Below are 18,782 nucleotides of genomic sequence, written 5' to 3'. Positions count from 1 at the left end.
ATGTTTAAAAAAGTTCTCATTGCCAATCGTGGTGCAATTGCATGTCGCGTGATTCGTACGCTAAAAAAACTTGGGATTGGTTCAGTTGCGGTTTATTCAGAAGCTGATCAAGATTCTTTACATGTGACTTTAGCCGACGAAGCATTTTGCATTGGTGCTGCACCAGCACAACAAAGTTATCTAAACATTGCAAAAATTCTTGAAATTGCCAAGCAAACAGGTGCTGAAGCAATCCATCCAGGTTATGGATTTTTATCTGAAAATGCGGAGTTTTGTGATCTCTGTGAAAATCAGGGTATTGCTTTTATTGGACCAACCTCTAGTCAAATGCTGGATTTTGGTCTAAAACATACTGCCCGTGAGCTGGCGATTAAAAGCCAAGTGCCGTTGTTGCCGGGGAGTTCTTTGCTTTCTGGTGAGCAAGAAGCAGTCACGGAAGCTGCACGTATTGGCTATCCTGTGATGTTAAAAAGTACTGCGGGTGGTGGTGGTATTGGTATGCGTTTAGTTTGGAACGAATCTGAACTCAAAGACGCATATCAAACCGTTTCGTATTTGGCTCAAGCCAACTTTAAAGATGCAGGGTTATATTTAGAAAAATTTGTGCAGCATGCTCGACATATTGAAGTACAAATTTTTGGTGATGGAAAAGGGCAGGTGTTGGCTTTAGGGGAACGCGATTGTTCTGTACAACGTCGTAATCAAAAAGTCATAGAAGAAACACCCGCACCGCATATAACCGATGAGCAACGTGACTATATTCAAACTGTCGCAATTCAACTTATGCAATCTGTGAATTATCGTTCAGCAGGTACAGTTGAGTTTGTGATGGATACTGAAACTGAGCAATTCTATTTCTTGGAGGTGAATACCCGTCTGCAAGTTGAGCATGGTGTGACAGAACAAGTCTATGCCGTGGATCTGGTTGAATGGATGGTGACTTTGGCCAGTGGAGATTGGACAGCACCCATTGAAAAATTAGTGTCAAAAGGACATTCAATTCAAGTTCGTTTATATGCGGAAGATCCGATTAAACAATTTCAACCCAGCGCAGGCTTACTCACCTATGTGCAATTTGATCAAAATGCACGGGTCGAAACATGGGTCGAAACTGGTTCAAATGTGTCTTCATTTTATGATCCCATGCTTGCCAAAATCATCGTGACAGCATCTGATCGAGGTTCAGCAATTCAAGCCATGCAATCAAGTCTGGAAGATACACAGATTGCAGGCATCGAAACCAATTTGGAATATCTACAAAATATTATTGCGGGTGAGGTGTTTAATTCAGGGACACAAACCACACGCTTCTTAAATACATTTGTATGGAAAACCCAAAAAATTGAGGTTTTACAATCGGGCATTCAAACCGCAATTCAGGATATTACAGGTCGTTTAGGTTACTGGGATGTGGGTGTTCCACCATCAGGAGCGATTGATCCTTTGAGTTTAAATGTCGCCAACCAACTTTTAGGTAATCCTTATAATACTTCTGGATTGGAATGTACGCTGCAAGGCCCGAGTTTAAAGTTTCATTGTGATAGTCAAATTGTGATTACCGGCGGCGATATGCCATCTAAGCTGGATGGCGTACTGGTTCCAATGTGGCAAACCGTGAATGTTAAAAAAGGTCAGGTGTTAAAGTGTGGAACAATGAGTACGGGATGTCGAAGCTATATTGGAATCAAAGGTGGCTTTCATGTTCCCGAATATTTAGGATCAAAAGCAACCTTTACTCTGGGGCAGTTTGGTGGGCATGCAGGGCGTAATTTATTAATTGGAGATATGCTTGCGATTACTGAATATTCATCTGATCAAAGCAAAAGTTTAGCCACAGATCAAATCCCTAAATTTGCGCGTCATTGGGAAATTGCGGTGATGTATGGTCCGCATGGCGCACCAGATTTCTTTACCAAAAACGATATAGATAACTTCTTTAGTAACCAGTTTGAGATTCACTATAATTCCAGTCGTACAGGCATTCGCTTGATTGGCCCAAAACCAGAGTGGGCACGTGAAGATGGCGGTGAAGCAGGTCTACATCCTTCAAATATTCATGACAATGCTTACGCAATTGGTGCGATTGATTTTACAGGCGACATGCCGATCATCTTAGGGCCTGATGGTCCAAGCTTAGGTGGCTTTGTTTGTCCAGCTGTGGTGATTCATTCAGAACTTTGGAAAATTGGTCAGCTTAAAGCAGGGGATAAAGTTAAATTTATTCCTGTGAGTTATGCCCAAGCAAAAGCCTTGGATCAAACATATCATCAAAGTATTATCGCTTCTGACACAGATGCAGTGAATTTTAATCCTGTATTCCACGCAGAAAATGACACATTAGAAAATGCTGTTTTAGCCACACGCGTAGGACAAGCACATTTACCCAGTGTGACTTACCGACCTGCGGGAAATAGCTATGTATTAGTTGAATATGGTGATCTGGTTTTAGACTTAAATCTACGTTTCCGTATTCATGCTTTAATGCAATGGGTAAAAGACCAGAATATCCACGGAATTATTGATCTTACACCGGGGATTCGTTCATTACAGATTCATTTTGATTCAATTCAAATTGATCAACTTGAGCTCTTGGAAAAACTTCAACACGCGGAAGCGGAACTGCTAGATATACACAATATGCAAGTCCCTTCACGGACGGTGTATTTACCACTGGCATGGGAAGATTCACAAACCCAATTGGCGACTGAGCGCTATACGCAAATCGTCCGTCCTGATGCACCGTGGTGCCCTGATAATATCGAGTTTATTCGTCGTATCAATGGCCTAGCATCCAAGCAAGCGGTAAAAGATGTGGTTTATAGTGCCAATTATCTGGTCATGGGATTGGGTGATGTGTATTTAGGCGCACCCGTTGCCACACCACTTGATCCGAGACAGCGTTTGGTCACAACAAAATATAACCCTGCACGGACTTGGACACCGGAAAATGCTGTTGGTATCGGTGGGGCATATATGTGTGTTTATGGTATGGAAGGTCCCGGGGGCTATCAATTTGTGGGCCGTACTACACAAATGTGGAGCCGTTATCGTAAAAACGCTAATTTTGAAGCTGGCAAGCCGTGGTTATTACGCTTCTTTGATCAGGTTAGATTCTATGAGGTTTCAGAAGCAGAATTGCTACAGATGCGCGAAGATTTTAAAGCAGGGCGGTTGCAACTACGTATTGAAGACGGGGTGCTTAATCTAAAAGAATACAATGATTTCCTTGCTGCAAATCAGGACAGTATTCATGCTTTTAAACAGAGGCAACAAGCCAATTTTGAAGCAGAGCGCCTTCGTTGGCATGCTGCAGGTTTACAAGAGTATGTCTCTGAAAGTTTAGATACTGTAGAGGATGGTGAAGCAGTCAGTATCCCAGAAGGTGGTTGTGCTGTTGAATCACATATGCCAGGTTCAATTTGGAAAATCGAATGTGCTTCTGGAGATATTGTTGAAGAAGGTGCAACCCTTGCAGTGATTGAAGCGATGAAAATTGAAATTCCGATTGTTGCACCTGAACGGATGAAGGTGGAAGCCATCTCCATTGAAAAAGGTCAGACCGTCAAGACCGGACAGGTATTGTTTACTTTGGCACCTGTAGCCTGATAAAAGTCAGCAAAGGAGCATCAATGATGATGCTCCTTTTTTTGTAAGTATGGTTTGTTTTATTTTATAAGCAGAACTCTATGGATTGTAATAATTTACAAATACTTAGCCAACTAAAATAAAATTAGTAAAAACTTTGGATTTTAAGCGCATATAACCCTACGCGCTATGCTTGTGCATTTACACTGTTTTTGCCCACAAATCGTCCATAAATACACGTTAAAACCAGCAAAAACTTGGTTAAAAACTGGCACATTTTCTGCATTGTTATATTGGTAATACAAAAACCTAATTTGGTAATACTGAGATGGAGTTGTGCTATGAATCAGGTCAAAACAACAGTCAAAAAAACACATTCGATTAAAAGATTTTTTGTTGATTTATTCACTGTACGAGCAGGTGTGTATATCAAACAAAACACTCCTGTAAATAAGATAAAAGGATAACTGTGTGGCTAAACAAAAGTTGGCTCGGATCAGCATTACTGTACCAGAAGCAACGTTGAATGCACTCGATCAGAAAATTGTCGATCAGCACTATGAAAGTCGATCTCAAGCCATTGTCGACATGATCAATAAACATCTGATTGCGGAACAGGCACAGGCCAATGAGGTTATGGTGGGTACTCTGACCCTACTTTATGATGCAGGACAAATGCCACTTCGAAACCAACTGATTGATTTGCAACAAAAGTTTTTAACTCAAGTGATTAGCTCACTGCATATCCAGCTAGATCAACAAAAAATATTACAAGTCATGCTGATGCAGGGCGCAAGTTCTGAGCTTCGACATATTAGCCAACAATTTACAGCACTCAAGGGTGTGATCAAAGGGCATCTAGAGCTGATGGATGCTGTAATGCCACCAATTCTGCAAAATGATTAAATCGGGAGTAGGGTGATGCAAGACTTATGGACAATTCAAGACTGGCGAGAGGCGTATACCAGCCAGAAAATCAAGATTGAGGGGTTAATCGATTATGTTAAAACCATTCACAATGATGATCATGCTTGGATTGAAATCGCATCTGAAACGCAAATTCAAGCCCAAATTGAAGCCTTAAAACTACAAGATAGAGATGATTTACCTTTATACGGTGTGCCATTTGCCGTCAAAGATAATATCGATGTCGCAGGGTTCCATACCACCGCTGCTTGTAAAGACGTTGAATATTTAGCAACCAATGATGCTGTGGTGATTGCCAAGTTAAAAAAAGCTGGTGCTGTGGTGATTGGAAAAACTAACCTTGATCAGTTTGCAACGGGATTGGTCGGGGTACGTTCACCTTATGGCGCGGTCAAAAATAGTTTTAATCCAGAATATATCAGCGGTGGTTCCAGCTCTGGTTCATCCGTTGCAGTTGCAAATGGTATGGTGCCCTTTAGCTTAGGGACCGATACAGCAGGTTCGGGTCGTGTGCCAGCAGGGCATAACAATATTGTTGGTCTTAAACCGACCAAAGGCTGGTTTTCAACCACAGGCTTGATGCCTGCTTGTAGAACGATTGATGTCATTTCTATCTTTGCATTGAGCAGTGACGATGCTTGGACGGTTGCCAGTGTTATGCAAGGCTATGATGAAAAAGATGAATATTCACGTATTCATCCAGCAAATGTTCCCTCTCAGTTTTCTAAAGGCAAAATTGCCATACCTGCACAGCTTGAGTTTTATGGTGACACAGAAACTGAAAAAGCTTTTGCGACCGCAGTAGAACGAGTCAAATTACTTGGTTATAAAGTTGAAAGTATTGATTTCACAGATTTTAATGAACTTGCCAAAGCCCTCTATAACGAGGCTTGGGTAGCGGAACGGACTGTTGCTGTGGAAAAAGTTGTAACACGTGACCAAGCGCATCCGGTCATTGCTGAAATCATAGCTCAAGCAGATAAATTTACAGCCACGGATGCACTTCAAGCTGAATATAAACGTGCTGTGCTGGCACGAAAAATTAATCTGGCTTTACAAGCCTATGATGCATTAATGGTACCGACTTCACCCACGATTTATCGTATTGTCGATGTTGAAGTAGATCCAATCGTAAAGAACTCACATATGGGAGCTTATACCAACTTTGTCAATTTTGCCGATTTAGCAGCCATAGCATTACCCAATACAATTCGCTCAGATGGGTTGCCGAGCGGAGTAACATTTATTGCACCTGCTTGGCATGATCAAGCTTTGGCAAATTTTGCTCAAAAATGGCAAACACTAACAGCCCTTACATTAGGCAAATCTCAGCAGCACTATCAAAAAATGCTTGAGATTGCTTCAAAAAATTCAGTCAAGTTGGCGGTTGTGGGAGCGCATTTAACAGCGATGCCACTTAATTTTCAGCTCACTACACGCCAAGGGACTTTATTAAAGAAAACCTATACCGCTAAAAATTACAAATTATTTGCTTTAAAAAATACCAGTCCACCAAAACCTGGTCTGCAATGTGATGCAACAGGAACGTCTATTGAAGTTGAAGTTTGGGAAATTCCATTGGCAAACTTTGGCGCAATCGTTGCTGAGGTTCCAGCACCGTTGGGAATCGGCAATTTACAACTTGAAGATGGCAGTTGGGTAAAAGGTTTTATTTGCGAAGCTTATGCAATTAAAGACGCTATAGATATCAGCCATTTAGGTGATTGGCGTGCATATATACAGTCGCTGAATCAAACCAATACACAATTTAAAAGCGAGAAAATCGGGGGAGTTTCTGTATGATCTATAAATCTTTTTTATCCGTATCATTATTATCAGCAATGCTGTTATCTGGTTGTGACAACACGGCAAAAATTCCTCAAGCAAAAGAGGGTGCGCAAGCTTCAGCAGATGCTAAACCTATTACCATTGGCTATAGTGATTGGCCCGGATTTGTGGCATGGCAAGTTGCAATTGAAAAAGGTTGGCTAAAAGAAGCAGGTCTCAATGTTGATTTTAAATGGTTTGATTATTCAGCATCACTCTCAGCATTTTCTGCCAATCAATTAGATGCAGTATTTGTTACCAATGGTGATAACTTGGTGACGGCCTCGGGTGGTACTCAAGGCATGATGATCATGGCGACTGACTACTCTGCGGGCAATGATGTGATTATTGCCAAAGAGGGGATCAATCGTATTGAAGATTTAAAAGGTAAATCTGTCGGCGTTGAAAAAGGTCTAGTCGATCATTTGCTTCTAGCAACGGCAATGTCAGATCAAAAGATTCCCATCAATGAAATAAAATTGGTTAATTCAGCTACCAATCAATTACCACAAGTATTCTCGAGCCCAGATGTTTCAGCTATTGCGGTATGGCAACCTGTTGCCAGTCAAGCATTGAAAACTGTTGCAGGGTCAAAAATCATTTATACCTCCAAGGATAAACCGGGGTTAATTTATGACACCTTAACTGTGAATATGAGTCATTTAACTGCCCATAAAGATGAATGGAAAAAGATCCTTCAAGTGTGGGACAAGACAGTGAAATATATTAATGATCCTGCAACACATGCAGATGCTGTAAAAATTATGGCAATCCGTTCAGGGGTAGATCCAAAACAATACGAAACGATGGTGAATGGCACCCATTTACTTGATCTAGACGCCAATCAAAAAGTCTTTAGCAAAGGCAATGGTTTTGATTCGATCTATGGCTCGTCCTATCACGTCAATAAATTTAACGTGGAAAATGGCATCTATAAAACTGAACAAAATGTCGATGGTCTGATTTATCCGACATTGTTGCAAGAGTTGAAATAGCGGTTTTAAAAGAATTAGATCGTTGGAAAAAATAGCCTAAGCATGTCTTGGGCTATTTTATTTTAGGTGCAAAAGCTTTATATAGAGCCTAGACGCAATTTTTGAACAGATTTGAATGCAGGAAAACTAACCAAATCAGTGAAATTTTTATGGTGGTAGATCTGTTTTAAAGATTAACAAATTAAATTTAAATTGATTACAAAGGCGTCACTTTAATCACATTAAAAGAGGATTTTCTATTCACTAGAGCTCTTGCCAAAATAAACTTAGAGATGATATTTAAATGTGGTTAAGCTTTATGAATCATGAAAATTTTACTATTACATAAAAATTAAGTGTATGAGGATCAAATTTGCAATGCCGCGCTTTACATTTAAAGTTTAAATCGCTTTGTGTAGGCGATGTATCACTTTTCATAGGGGATTCTAAACCCCGCGTTGCAATCAAAGCAGTACTTTGTTTTTGCTCATGTTGAGTGAGGGGCACGTTCTGTATCCCCACCCAATAAGGCGACATCCATGTCGCATCACGATAGAAACACCATCTATGTTTCATCAAAATTTAAAAGTTTACACGTATCGAGTGCTTATTTTTGACTAACACAAGAAGTCTATGATATTTCAGTGCTCGTTGAAAAAAGATGAATAATTAAAATCCCAATAATCATAAAAGCCAAACCGATGATTGCAGCTAAATCTAAGTGTTGTTTATAGTAAAAGAAGCCGACCAAGGACACCAAAATAATGCCTGCGCCAGACCAAAGCGCATAAGTAATACCGACAGGAATCGTTTTCATGGTCAGTGATAAAAAATAAATGGCAACCGCATATCCAATCACGGTAATAATCGATGCAAATAACTGGCTAAAACCATCTGAAGCCTTCATTGCAGAAGTCGCGATGACTTCTGCAACAATGGCAATCATTAAATATAAAAAAGACATTGATTGAGAATATCCCTTATAACGCTATTTTTGCATGATGAAAAAGATGATTTTCTTCATGATCAAACCAATTTTGACTTTCAGTTGAAGTGCCCGTAAGCGTTGTAAAGCAAAAATCTTTTTGAAATACATCAAGTGTAAAAAATAAACGACAATGTTCACCATTGATCAGTTGCTGTTGGACAAGTGTGTTGTGATCGAGTTGTTGGAAATTTTCAAGATCAATCATAGTTCCAACTTTGTTGCTGATGGTGCTAAGATCGATGATCTGCTTATCAAAACTGATCGAAACCTCATAGTCCTGAATTGCTTCTAGACTAATCTGTTGTTGAGAAATAGCATCTTTTAAAGCATTAGTGGAGTGAAAAGCCTGTTGTATATCTGGATGTCGAGACTTGGCAAAGGCAATAAAATGATCACAAAGGATGAAGCCACCATCTGCAGGATAACTGATACTTAAATCGATATTTTCAACTTTAAATAAACGTAGGCCAAGATATAGCCCACGGGTAGCTTGTTGCCGCCAATCTTCAACATAAGCATGGCTTGGTGAAAACTCTAATATGGCATTGCCAATTGAATACAATTTTGCTGGTTCGGGCCATTGCACATGATTTTGATAATTACTGCTGACATTCCATGAAAGTAATTGATTTTGAGCATCCCAAATTGTATCGCCAACCCAGCCCTGTCGTTCTAAAACGGGCGTTGAAATGGGGTCTTTTAAGCGTAAATCAATGGTAAAGGTTTTAGATTGAAACCAATAGACCAGCGTATTTTCATCAGTTAAACCATTGGAAAAAGTAATACTCTTACGGCGAAAAGCACCCAATAAATACCGAGGTAATACGCAGGCTGAATCATCACTCGGTTTAAGTTGTGCACAGAGTTCTAATAAGTTCATAGTGACTCCTCGTTTTGACTTAAACCAAATGAATAAAGCGGGCGGGGATTTTCAAGTTGAATTTCACCCCGGGCTACTTTTTCTTTTAGATACTGGAAAGTTTGTGCGGTTTGATTAAAAAGGTGCTCACCGCCTTTTAAAGGGGAATATTTTGCAGGCTGATCTTTAAGCAAAGGTTGAATCAGATAGTCATAATCACAAGAGAAGAAGAAGGGAAATGAAAAACGTTCTTCGGAAACTTTTTTAACACGATGTTTGGTTGCCAAATATCGCCCATTAGACAGAATTTCCATCATATCGCCAATATTCATAACCAATGTATTTTCAAGCAGTGGAATATCGATCCATTGCCCTGTTTTATCGAGGACTTGTAATCCAGGTGCTGTGGGTAAGAGCAAAGTAAAACACTCATAATCGGTATGTGCACCAATACCATCTTTATCCTGAATTTCAGGATGATAAGGATAATGAATAAGGCGAAGTTGACTGGGTGCTTTGGAATTATGTGCATCAAAATAATGCTCATCTAAGCCAAGTGCTAGCGCAAAACTTTGGAAAATTGTGTGCCCAATATTTTTAATATGTTGATAATAATCTGAAACATGCTGTTTAAAAATGGGGTCATCTGGCCACTGGGTTGGACCAATCAAAGGGCGGCGATCTGCGGGGCTTTGATGATCATAATTGACATCATAGGCCTCTTTAAGATCATAACTCGTTTCTACAAAACGTTCTTCACCGATCGGTACATAACCACTGTGATTTTCAGATAAGCCAATATAATTCTTCATCTTAATTGCAGTATCTTGGGCAAAGTATTGCTGTGCGGTTTGATAAAGATTGTTGAATAACGCAGGTTTAAATTGTTCTCCCTTTAGATATAAGAAACCCACATCTTTAGATGCCTGATCTAAAGCGTGTGCCACGACTAGACGATCTTCGAGGTCAGGACTGGATAATAGGGAAATGTCCACAATTGGTAAAACATATGTGTTTGACATGAATATCACCAAGGTTGGCCGTCCAACAATGAACTAAGCGATTTGGGTCGTCCCAAAGGCTATAAGAAATCTGTTTGTTTATTTATCCGTGCTGACTTGGGTCATCCTCGGTATTTTGGGTAAGTCTTGAAGTGATGGATCAAGCTCATCTTCCTGAGCGTGTACCAACTGATCAACACGTGCCCTTAATTGTTGAAAAGCAGGAGTTGCCATGAGAGCTAATGAACGTGGGCGAGGTAAATCCACTTCAATAATTTCTTTAATTTCACCGGGATTGGCTTTTAGCGCAATAATACGATCAGCCAATAAAATGGCTTCATCCATATCATGGGTAACAAAAATAATGGTGATATCAATGTTTTGCCATAAATCCATTAAATGTTTTTGCATCTTTTGACGGGTATGAGGGTCGAGAGCGCCGAAAGGTTCATCCATCAGTAAAATTTTAGGTTCATTGACTAAAGCTCGAGCAATCGCAACACGCTGTTTCATTCCACCAGAAAGTTGATGTGGATATTGATTTTCATATTTGTCCAAGCCAATAATATTGATCCATTCTCGTGCATGGGCTTCCGCAGTCATTTGACTGGCACCTTTCATCCGTGGTCCGAACATGACATTTTCTTTAACCGTTTTCCATGGAAACAGGGTATACCCTTGGAACACCATGCCCCGTTCAGGGCTAGGTCCTGTGATGCGTTGGCCATCGACTAAGATTTCACCACTATGATAAGGATCTAAACCTGCAATTACGCGACTTAACGTTGATTTACCACAACCTGATGGGCCAATCACACAAATAAATTCACGCTTATGGATTTTAAGATCCAGTTGATTTAAAACAGTTCGTTCGTTTTTACCATGTTTAAATACTTGGCTCAGTTGTTTGGCTTCTAAGATGACAGGGCGTGCATAAATTTTTTTAAAATATTCATGTGAATTAAAAGTTGAGTCATTCATTATTTGGCCCCTGCTTTCCATGCGAACATACGCTCGCCTAATTTCATTAATAACACATCACAAACCAGTCCAATCACCCCGATAATCAAAATCGCAGCATAGACATTGTCAAAGTTTTGATAGCGTGCTTGTTGGGTAATAAACCATGTAATACCAGAAGTAGTACCAATTAATTCAGAGACAATTAAATAGGTCCAAGCCCAACCTAGTAGCACGCGTAAATCACGATAAATATCTGGAAAAGCAGCAGGAATAACCACATTGAATAGGCTTTTGAGCTTATTGGTTCCTAGGGTATAGCCGGCTTCAATTAAGCCTTTATCGACCATACGTGTTGTATTGGCAATTATTAGAATTTGTTGAAAAAGCGTACCAATCACAATAATTGCAATTTTAGGTGCATCATTGATTCCCAAAATGGCAACAGCAAGCGCGCCAAAAGCAGGGGCTGGTAAGTAACGGAAAAATTCAACAAAAGGTTCTGTGAGCAGTGATATTTTTTGTGAGAAACCACAGAGAATACCCAATGGAATACCAAAAATTGAAGAAATTAAAAAAGCTGAAAATACGATTTTAATACTGTGCCATAAGCTTTGATGAAACCATGGGGTATCTGGTTGTTCTGGCGGTGTGGTAAATGCAGTGACCAAGGCCTTAGCCACTTCATGTGGTGCAGGTAAGTAAATGGGATTGACTAAAATACCTTGTGGTGGTGCAGAATCATGAGCAACAGCATTTTGTGCCTCACTATAGAACACACTTTTTTCGATACGGCTACCGACTTGTAAATATGAGACACTGCCTGAATCTGTGATTTGGACTTGAGGATGCCAAATAAAAGGTAAATAACTGACAGCGCACCAGAGCAATATAGGGATCAGAAAAGAACACAAGCTCAGTAATAGCTTATTCTTTTGACCAATTTCCTTTACAACATAACCCATATTTACCGCCCTCATTTTAGCTTGAGTATTACGATTGTTGAAAAACGTAATATTTGTTAAGCAAAATAAGTGCCATGAATAAATATAATGAGGCGAGGCTAATTAGAATTTATCAATAACGCTCGAGTCGTCGGTGATAAATGATCTGTAGGAGCTCATCGCGCTAAAGCATGCTGAAAATACCCAAACAGGAAGAGAACTACAAGGAAATAAAAAATATGAAAGGAATAAAAGTAAAGTAATCGTGCAAGATTAGGTGCTGATTTAATAAAATTCTGAATGCTTAGCTCTGCCATTCAAACCTATTGATCTGATGATTAATTGAAATTAAATCGTCGTTGTATCGAGGGGAATACAACGACATTTTAATTATTAAATACATATCAAATCATAAACTTCAGTTGAATATTTAAGCATATTCAATTTTATCAGGTGAGCATCTGTTTAAAGGGGAAGAGGTTCTAAACCTTTTACAATATCACTAAATTCAGAGCCATTTAGCCAAAATGATTTCTTTAAAAATAATGTAGTCATTATACTTTCAGCGATATCACTATTGGTATTTTCACAAAATAAACCATATTGGCTGCCTAATACATTATTGTCTTCAATCAAACGAATATAGTAAGCATGTTGTTCGTCTGCATAACCAAGAATTGCATCACGTTGAGTCGCCATTTTTATGTCTCCACATAGAAAATCAATCAATTAAGTGCTTAAGTGAGATCAGAGAACTTATTCAAAATTATCAATAAATTAACAAGATATCTGTATTCTAAATTATTGATTTATGATAAGTATATTGATTATCTTTTTCGTCCTTGTTCAAATAGATGTATCAAAACTGATCGATAGAGTTATTGTTATTCAAAAAAAACTTGCCGTCAACTTGAATTTGTAACTTTTTCAAGCTATATTGATTTTACAGGCTTTTATGAAGCATATAGGATAAATAATGTCTAAGAAAGTAGAATTTGAACACGGAGGTGCTAGAGCAAATGCTGGGCGTAAGGCACAGTTTAGTGAGCCAACCAAAGTCATCCGTGTACCAGAGTCACAAGTCGATTTTATCAAAAACTGGTTACTGAAAAATTTCAAAAATGGTCAGCTCAGTGATTTAACAGCGAGCATGAAGATCCAGACCATACAGCCTAAGAATGATAAGGTCTATCAGATTCCACTTGCGACTGAAAGGGTCGCTGCTGGTGTACCATTTTCAGTTCAAGATAGTATAGAACAATCTTTAGATATGAATGAATATTTAATTAGAAATGAGAGTTCTACATTTATTGTTAAAGCAAATTCGCTTTCAATGCAAGATGTGGGGATTGATATCGAAGACCCTTTGATTGTAGATCGTAGCATTTCTGCAAAATCTGGTGATATTGTCATCGCCCGTATTGATAATGATTTTACGGTGAAACGCTTGATGATTGATAAACAATTTGATCCACCGAAAGTCTGGTTAAAAGCTGAGAATCCAGAGTTTAAAAATATTTATATTGAAGAAGGGCAAGAATTCGAAATATGGGGAGTTGTGACTTATAACTTAAAGCGGATGCGTTGATTGATAGAGAAGATATTTGAGGATAACGCTTTAAGTCTGTCGTGTTTTTAAGCAACATTTTTGTTGCTTTTTTTATGATCAATTTAAGAATACTAAGGACACATCAAAATTTGAGCGTGTAGTTTTCTAGTTGTGAAATCAGATTATTTTGAATATAAACTCGCTTTATTACAAAAGCTCATTGTGTGTTTTATCAATAATAGACCTATAGCTACTGAGCAAGTAGCCAATAACATAACAATCCTCATATTCACATTCGCCATCAAAAACCTTCAAAACTAAATATAAATATTATTCGGCATATTTTTTGCTGTCATCAAAGTGATTAATTTATCAAATGGTCAAAAATGAGCTATCAAATTTTTCCGTGTGTAGCGCAACCAGATGCTGAAACTGTGGTTCTATCTTCTGGTTTAGGTGGGCATGCATCTTTTTGGCAACCACAAATTAAAACTTTAACTCAATATTTTCAGGTGCTTGTTTATGACCAAGAAGGTTGTCATGCAGACTCTGAAGCATTACCCACAGCATATTCAATAAAGAATATGGCAAAGCAAGTATTAGACATACTTCAACAGCAACAAATCAAACAATGCCATTTTATTGGGCATGCCTTAGGTGCGGTAATTGGAGCTGAATTGGCTGTTTTGATCTACAACACCGAAATTTCACTGTCGAGTCTAACCTTTATTAATGCTTGGGATGCTCTTGATCCACATACAGATAAATGTTTCAAAACCCGTATTGCCTTGTTAGAAAATGCTGGTGCTGAAGCTTATATACGTGCACAAGCTCTATTTCTATATCCACCTGCTTATATTTCAAAGCATATTCAACAAATTCAAGAGATCGAAAGCAAGGGATTTAAAGATTTCCCACCGATTAATAACGTGTTGCTACGCTTAAATGCATTGATGAATTTTAAAATTTTACCGCAACATATCGCTGCTTTGGCGAACACTGATGTGTATTACATTGCCAACAAAGATGATTTTTTAGTGCCTTATCAAAAGAGTATAGACCTTAAAGCAATATTGGGGCATGGCGAATTAACACTATTGGAAACCGGTGCGCATGCTTCATCTGTAACAGAAAGTAATACAGTCAATCAGATTTTAATTCAAAATTTAGTAGAAGAAACCCTATGAACCAGAGCCTCAACATAGATTTAAACCAATTGTTTCCAGATGCCAGAACGCACAATACTTGGTTGGATAAGGCAGTCAGCACTGAATAGATTCAGCAAATTTATGATTTAGTGAGAATGGGACTTACCTCTGCCAATTGTTGCCCTGCTCGATTTATATTTTTAATGACATCTGAGTCGAAAGAACAACTAAAGCCTGCGCTATCCTCGGGAAATATAGAGAAAACCATGACAGCGCCTTTGACAGTGTTGGTTGCAACGGATCAGAAATTTTATAATCAATTTGCTAAACTTTTTCCGCATACAGACGCTAAATCTTGGTTTACCTCAAATCCCAAACTTGCCAATGAAACAGCTTTAAGAAATAGCTCGATGCAAGCTGCGTATTTGATTATGGTATGTCGAAGTTTAGTTTTGGACACAGGGCCAATGTCTGGATTTGATGATATGCAAGTGAATGAGACTTTCTTTAAAGAGACTGATTATTCGATTAATATGATTATCAACATAGGATATGGGGATCATACAAAAATATATACAAGATTACCAAGATTAGATTTTGATGATGCTTGTAAAATATTATAAAGATTTATTTTAATAACTATTTTATTAGATTACTAATTTTATTGAACCAGTGTTGTATTTCGTCAGAATTTTATCTTATTGAACCGCATACCGTCTGCGGTTTTTTATTTATAGTGTCGGTTAATTTTAAAATTATAAATGATCTAAAATGACGCATTTATGCACTATTTTAGTTTATTTTTTTATGGCTTGAAAATTCATAAATTTTACCAAAAGGTAAAATAAAAAATAAATATAAAAAAATTAATAATGAAAACAACTAATTAAATTTAGTGGCATGTTGTATGCATTATTTATAATTACAAGATGGTTTTTGTTTTTGGTTTTATATCAAATATTTTTAGAATATTTTTTGTACAGTGGGGTTTAGCTATGAAAATTGGTGTATTTTGTCCGATTGGAAATAATGGCTGGTTGCTTTCAGAAAATGCACCGCAATATAAGCCAACATTTGAATTGAATAAACAGATTGTACAACGTGCAGAACATTATGGTTTTGATTTTGCATTGTCGATGATTAAACTGCGTGGTTTTGGGGGTAAAACTGAATTCTGGGATTATAACTTAGAAAGCTTTACATTAATGGCGGGTTTAGCGGCAGTGACCAGTAAAATAAAAATTTTTGCTACGGCAGCGACTTTGGTGATGCCACCAGCCATTGTGGCACGTATGGCATCAACGATTGACTCGATTTCAAATGGACGTTTTGGGCTAAATGTTGTGACTGGATGGCAACCACCAGAATATACCCAAATGGGGTTGTGGCCAGGGGATGATTATTTCTCTAAACGTTATGATTACTTATCTGAATATGTCGAAATTTTACGTGAGCTTTGGGCAACGGGAACATCTGATTTCAAAGGTGATTTCTTCCAAATGGATGATTGCCAAGTAAAGCCAATACCACAATCCGCCATGAAAATTATTTGTGCTGGTCAATCTGATGCGGGCTTAGCATTCTCTGCAAAATATGCAGATTATAATTTTGTTTTTGGAAAAGGTTTCAATACACCAACGGCCTATGCTGAAATCAATGAACGTCTAAAAGTACATACTGATCAGACAGGAAGAGATGTTCAAACCTATGTTTTGTTTATGGTGATTGCAGCTGAAACAGATCAAGAAGCTATGGCGAAATGGGAGAACTATAACCAAGGTGCAGACCTGGCAGCAATTAACTGGTTAATGAATCAAGGCGGTAAAGATCAAACATCAGGTACAGATACCAATATTCGTCAAATGGCATCTAGTGTTTCACCCGTCAATATTAATATGGGCACAATCGTCGGTTCTTATGAAAATGTTGCCATGATGCTGGATGAAATTTCTACCATTAAAGGCACTGAAGGAATTCTTTTAACATTTGATGATTTTATCCAAGGGGTTGAGGATTTTGGACAGCGCGTCCAACCGTTGATGGCTTGTCGTGAGGAGGTTGTTGCAAGTTATCAACAGCTAGCTCAATCCGTTTTGGAGAAAAGCGCATGAGTATAGTTGAAAACTCGAAAGTGATAGAAAATCTGGTTTGTACAGATTTCACGACTCATGCAGGAACAGGCAAAATTTTAAAAGCGGAGCCAGAATCGATTCAGCTCGCACCTGAACAAACGGCGCTTATCGTCATTGATATGCAAAATGCCTATACCTCAATTGGTGGCTATTTGGATTTGGCTGGTTTTGATGTTTCCACTACTCAACCTGTGGTTGCCAATATTAAAAAAAGCATTGATGCAGCACATATAGCCGGTATCCAAGTGATCTATTTTCAAAATGGATGGGATGAACAATATGTAGAAGCCGGTGGCATAGGTTCTCCTAACTTTCATAAATCCAATGCTTTAAAAACCATGCGTAAAAATCCTGATTTACAAGGCAAATTATTGGCAAAAGGTGGTTGGGATTTTGCATTAATTGATGAACTAAAGCCTCAACCTCAAGACATTGTGATCGAGAAATCACGCTATAGCGGTTTTTTTAATACAGCATTGGACAGTAGTTTACGTACTCGTGGCATCCGAAATTTAGTTTTCGTTGGGATTGCCACCAATGTTTGTGTGGAATCAACCCTTAGAGATGGTTTTTTCTTGGAATATTTTGGTATAGCGCTAAAAGATGCATGTTATCAAGCTGGCCCTCAATCAGCACAAGAGGCAGCCTTATATAATATTAAAACCTTTTTTGGATGGGTATCTGATACGGAATCATTTGTACAGACATTCAAAACCCAACAAGAGCAGCCAAATTCAGTCACTTTTAGTAAATCAGCTTAATGCTTTTAACCAGATCAAGTGTCTTTTCTAGAGTTTTAGTCTATGGCGAAGATGCTTTAAGGAAAAAATAAAGGAATTTAAAATGTCCAAACAAGTTGTGATCCCAGTAGGTACAGCTAAACCCCTTGCACCTTATGTGCCTGCAACCAAAGCAGACAATATTGTCTATGTTTCTGGGACTTTAGCATTTGATGAAAATAATGAGGTGGTCTGTGTCGGTGATGCCGCAGGCCAAACCCGACATATTTTAGAAACCATTAAAAACGTCATCGAAACTGCAGGTGGCACGATGGATGATGTGACGTTTAACTCAATATTCGTCAAACATTGGGCAGATTATGCCGCAATAAATGTGGTCTATGCTGAATATTTTCCCAATGACAAACCCGCTCGTTATTGTGTACAGGTCGGACTGGTTAAACCTGAAGCCCTTGTTGAAATTGCATCAATAGCACATGTGGGATAATGCATGTCTAAATTTGTCTATGTGTTTTAGTCATTTTTTTAAAAATGAATTTTAACCTCGATGAACATTTGCGCATTGGGGTGGGAGAGTTATGATGCAAATGGTCAAACAGGAAAGTACAGTTAGTAGTGAAATTATTGAATTTACCAAGCCTTGTGAAACTAAAGTCCATTTAGAAATTGATCAAGATATCTTTAGACAAGGTATGTCTAATTTGGGTGCAGCAGTCAATGTGATCACTACTAAAGGTGATGCAGGACAGGCAGGTTTTACCGCATCTGCAGTGTGTAGTGTAACGGATTCACCTCCAACCTTATTGGTATGCCTTAATCGCGCCGCATCGGTATATCGCGTTTTTTCTGAAAATAAAGTTTTGTGTGTCAATACATTAGGTTCAAATCAAGCCGCATTGTCTAATTTATTTGGTGGCAAAACACCCATGCAACACAGATTTGCACAAGGTGAATGGAGTGAACTCGTGACAGGTTCTCCGGTGTTAGATAACGCCCTAATTTCATTTGATTGTGAAGTGGTATCAAGTCAGGTGGTCGGTAGTCATGATGTATTGTTTTGTCGGGTCAAAGCAATTCGTCACAACCCAAGTTTAAATGCGCTTCTATATTTCAAACGCAGTTATTGTGAACCTCAAAATGTATGTTGA

General features: G+C 38.5%; 17 protein-coding genes and 1 pseudogene. 12 read left to right on the top strand and 6 right to left on the bottom strand.

Features of this window, described 5'->3' with window-relative positions; all coding sequences use genetic code 11:
* From uca to WFN33_RS16280, 5 genes are all read left to right on the top strand, one after another.
* Entirely contained in the window at window positions 1–3,606 is a 3,606-nt protein-coding gene (gene uca / locus WFN33_RS16295) for an urea carboxylase (RefSeq protein ID WP_336954052.1), read from the top strand.
* Window positions 3,607–3,926: 320 nt separating this feature from the next.
* On the top strand, window positions 3,927–4,052 hold the full coding sequence (locus tag WFN33_RS20465) for a hypothetical protein (protein WP_419360523.1): 126 nt from the start codon (window positions 3,927–3,929) through the stop codon (window positions 4,050–4,052).
* Between the two features lie 4 nt (window positions 4,053–4,056).
* Complete coding sequence (locus WFN33_RS16290) at window positions 4,057–4,491, top strand: CopG family ribbon-helix-helix protein (protein ID WP_336954051.1); 435 nt, start codon at window positions 4,057–4,059, stop codon at window positions 4,489–4,491.
* A gap of 12 nt (window positions 4,492–4,503) precedes the next feature.
* Window positions 4,504–6,315 carry an allophanate hydrolase gene (gene atzF, locus WFN33_RS16285; RefSeq protein WP_336954050.1) on the top strand — a complete coding sequence of 604 codons (1,812 nt, stop codon included), beginning with the start codon at window positions 4,504–4,506 and terminating at the stop codon, window positions 6,313–6,315.
* A complete protein-coding gene (locus WFN33_RS16280; RefSeq protein ID WP_336954049.1) occupies window positions 6,312–7,334 on the top strand; it encodes an ABC transporter substrate-binding protein in 1,023 nt (340 codons plus the stop codon). Before atzF ends, WFN33_RS16280 begins: the two co-directional genes overlap by 4 nt.
* A 610-nt stretch (window positions 7,335–7,944) precedes the next feature.
* Here the strand turns inward: WFN33_RS16280 and WFN33_RS16275 are convergent.
* The 6 genes from WFN33_RS16275 to WFN33_RS16250 all read right to left on the bottom strand — a co-directional run bounded on the left by WFN33_RS16275 (window position 7,945) and on the right by WFN33_RS16250 (window position 12,764).
* Entirely contained in the window at window positions 7,945–8,277 is a 333-nt protein-coding gene (locus WFN33_RS16275; RefSeq protein ID WP_336954048.1) for a DMT family transporter, read from the bottom strand.
* A 16-nt stretch (window positions 8,278–8,293) separates the two neighbouring features.
* Window positions 8,294–9,181, bottom strand: a complete 888-nt coding sequence (locus WFN33_RS16270) for a hypothetical protein (protein WP_336954047.1) — start codon at window positions 9,179–9,181, stop codon at window positions 8,294–8,296.
* The gene (locus WFN33_RS16265) at window positions 9,178–10,182 is read right to left on the bottom strand and encodes an isopenicillin N synthase family dioxygenase (RefSeq protein ID WP_336954046.1); all 1,005 of its coding nucleotides are present in this window, start codon (window positions 10,180–10,182) and stop codon (window positions 9,178–9,180) included. The genes WFN33_RS16270 and WFN33_RS16265 overlap by 4 nt, the downstream gene beginning before the upstream one ends.
* 78 nt (window positions 10,183–10,260) lie before the next feature.
* Complete coding sequence (locus tag WFN33_RS16260) at window positions 10,261–11,142, bottom strand: ABC transporter ATP-binding protein (protein WP_336954045.1); 882 nt, start codon at window positions 11,140–11,142, stop codon at window positions 10,261–10,263.
* Window positions 11,142–12,086 carry an ABC transporter permease gene (locus tag WFN33_RS16255; protein ID WP_336954044.1) on the bottom strand — a complete coding sequence of 315 codons (945 nt, stop codon included), beginning with the start codon at window positions 12,084–12,086 and terminating at the stop codon, window positions 11,142–11,144. The genes WFN33_RS16260 and WFN33_RS16255 overlap by 1 nt, the downstream gene beginning before the upstream one ends.
* A 444-nt stretch (window positions 12,087–12,530) precedes the next feature.
* Entirely contained in the window at window positions 12,531–12,764 is a 234-nt protein-coding gene (locus tag WFN33_RS16250; RefSeq protein ID WP_004724652.1) for a hypothetical protein, read from the bottom strand.
* A gap of 277 nt (window positions 12,765–13,041) precedes the next feature.
* Between WFN33_RS16250 and WFN33_RS16245 the strand changes: the two genes are divergently transcribed.
* From WFN33_RS16245 to rutF, 7 genes and pseudogenes are all read left to right on the top strand, one after another.
* On the top strand, window positions 13,042–13,653 hold the full coding sequence (locus WFN33_RS16245) for a LexA family protein (protein ID WP_336954043.1): 612 nt from the start codon (window positions 13,042–13,044) through the stop codon (window positions 13,651–13,653).
* A 347-nt stretch (window positions 13,654–14,000) separates the two neighbouring features.
* On the top strand, window positions 14,001–14,801 hold the full coding sequence (gene rutD, locus WFN33_RS16240) for a pyrimidine utilization protein D (protein ID WP_336954042.1): 801 nt from the start codon (window positions 14,001–14,003) through the stop codon (window positions 14,799–14,801).
* Window positions 14,798–15,385, top strand: a pseudogene (locus WFN33_RS16235) (malonic semialdehyde reductase). Before rutD ends, WFN33_RS16235 begins: the two are co-directional and overlap by 4 nt.
* Window positions 15,386–15,757: 372 nt before the next feature.
* Window positions 15,758–16,873 carry a pyrimidine utilization protein A gene (rutA, locus tag WFN33_RS16230; RefSeq protein ID WP_336954041.1) on the top strand — a complete coding sequence of 372 codons (1,116 nt, stop codon included), beginning with the start codon at window positions 15,758–15,760 and terminating at the stop codon, window positions 16,871–16,873.
* A complete protein-coding gene (rutB, locus tag WFN33_RS16225; protein ID WP_336954039.1) occupies window positions 16,870–17,655 on the top strand; it encodes a pyrimidine utilization protein B in 786 nt (261 codons plus the stop codon). Before rutA ends, rutB begins: the two co-directional genes overlap by 4 nt.
* An 82-nt stretch (window positions 17,656–17,737) precedes the next feature.
* Entirely contained in the window at window positions 17,738–18,121 is a 384-nt protein-coding gene (gene rutC, locus WFN33_RS16220) for a pyrimidine utilization protein C (RefSeq protein ID WP_336954038.1), read from the top strand.
* Window positions 18,122–18,212: 91 nt separating this feature from the next.
* A complete protein-coding gene (rutF, locus tag WFN33_RS16215; RefSeq protein ID WP_419360514.1) occupies window positions 18,213–18,782 on the top strand; it encodes an NADH-dependent FMN reductase RutF in 570 nt (189 codons plus the stop codon).

Origin of the sequence: Acinetobacter sp. AS167 (assembly GCF_037152175.1) — a bacterium.
Taxonomy (GTDB): Bacteria; Pseudomonadota; Gammaproteobacteria; order Pseudomonadales; family Moraxellaceae; genus Acinetobacter.
This window is presented reverse-complemented; position numbering and strand designations above follow the sequence as displayed.

Bases quoted from the DNA above. Each gene is read 5' to 3' on its own strand.
- uca (WP_336954052.1), top strand. From the start codon at position 1: ATGTTTAAAAAAGTTCTCATTGCCAATCGTGGTGCAATTGCATGTCGC.
- WFN33_RS20465 (WP_419360523.1), top strand. From the start codon at position 3,927: ATGAATCAGGTCAAAACAACAGTCAAAAAAACACATTCGATTAAAAGA.
- WFN33_RS16280 (WP_336954049.1), top strand. From the start codon at position 6,312: ATGATCTATAAATCTTTTTTATCCGTATCATTATTATCAGCAATGCTG.
- WFN33_RS16275 (WP_336954048.1), bottom strand. From the start codon at position 8,277: ATGTCTTTTTTATATTTAATGATTGCCATTGTTGCAGAAGTCATCGCG.
- WFN33_RS16270 (WP_336954047.1), bottom strand. From the start codon at position 9,181: ATGAACTTATTAGAACTCTGTGCACAACTTAAACCGAGTGATGATTCA.
- WFN33_RS16265 (WP_336954046.1), bottom strand. From the start codon at position 10,182: ATGTCAAACACATATGTTTTACCAATTGTGGACATTTCCCTATTATCC.
- WFN33_RS16260 (WP_336954045.1), bottom strand. From the start codon at position 11,142: ATGAATGACTCAACTTTTAATTCACATGAATATTTTAAAAAAATTTAT.
- WFN33_RS16255 (WP_336954044.1), bottom strand. From the start codon at position 12,086: ATGGGTTATGTTGTAAAGGAAATTGGTCAAAAGAATAAGCTATTACTG.
- WFN33_RS16250 (WP_004724652.1), bottom strand. From the start codon at position 12,764: ATGGCGACTCAACGTGATGCAATTCTTGGTTATGCAGACGAACAACAT.
- WFN33_RS16245 (WP_336954043.1), top strand. From the start codon at position 13,042: ATGTCTAAGAAAGTAGAATTTGAACACGGAGGTGCTAGAGCAAATGCT.
- rutD (WP_336954042.1), top strand. From the start codon at position 14,001: ATGAGCTATCAAATTTTTCCGTGTGTAGCGCAACCAGATGCTGAAACT.
- rutA (WP_336954041.1), top strand. From the start codon at position 15,758: ATGAAAATTGGTGTATTTTGTCCGATTGGAAATAATGGCTGGTTGCTT.
- rutB (WP_336954039.1), top strand. From the start codon at position 16,870: ATGAGTATAGTTGAAAACTCGAAAGTGATAGAAAATCTGGTTTGTACA.
- rutC (WP_336954038.1), top strand. From the start codon at position 17,738: ATGTCCAAACAAGTTGTGATCCCAGTAGGTACAGCTAAACCCCTTGCA.
- rutF (WP_419360514.1), top strand. From the start codon at position 18,213: ATGATGCAAATGGTCAAACAGGAAAGTACAGTTAGTAGTGAAATTATT.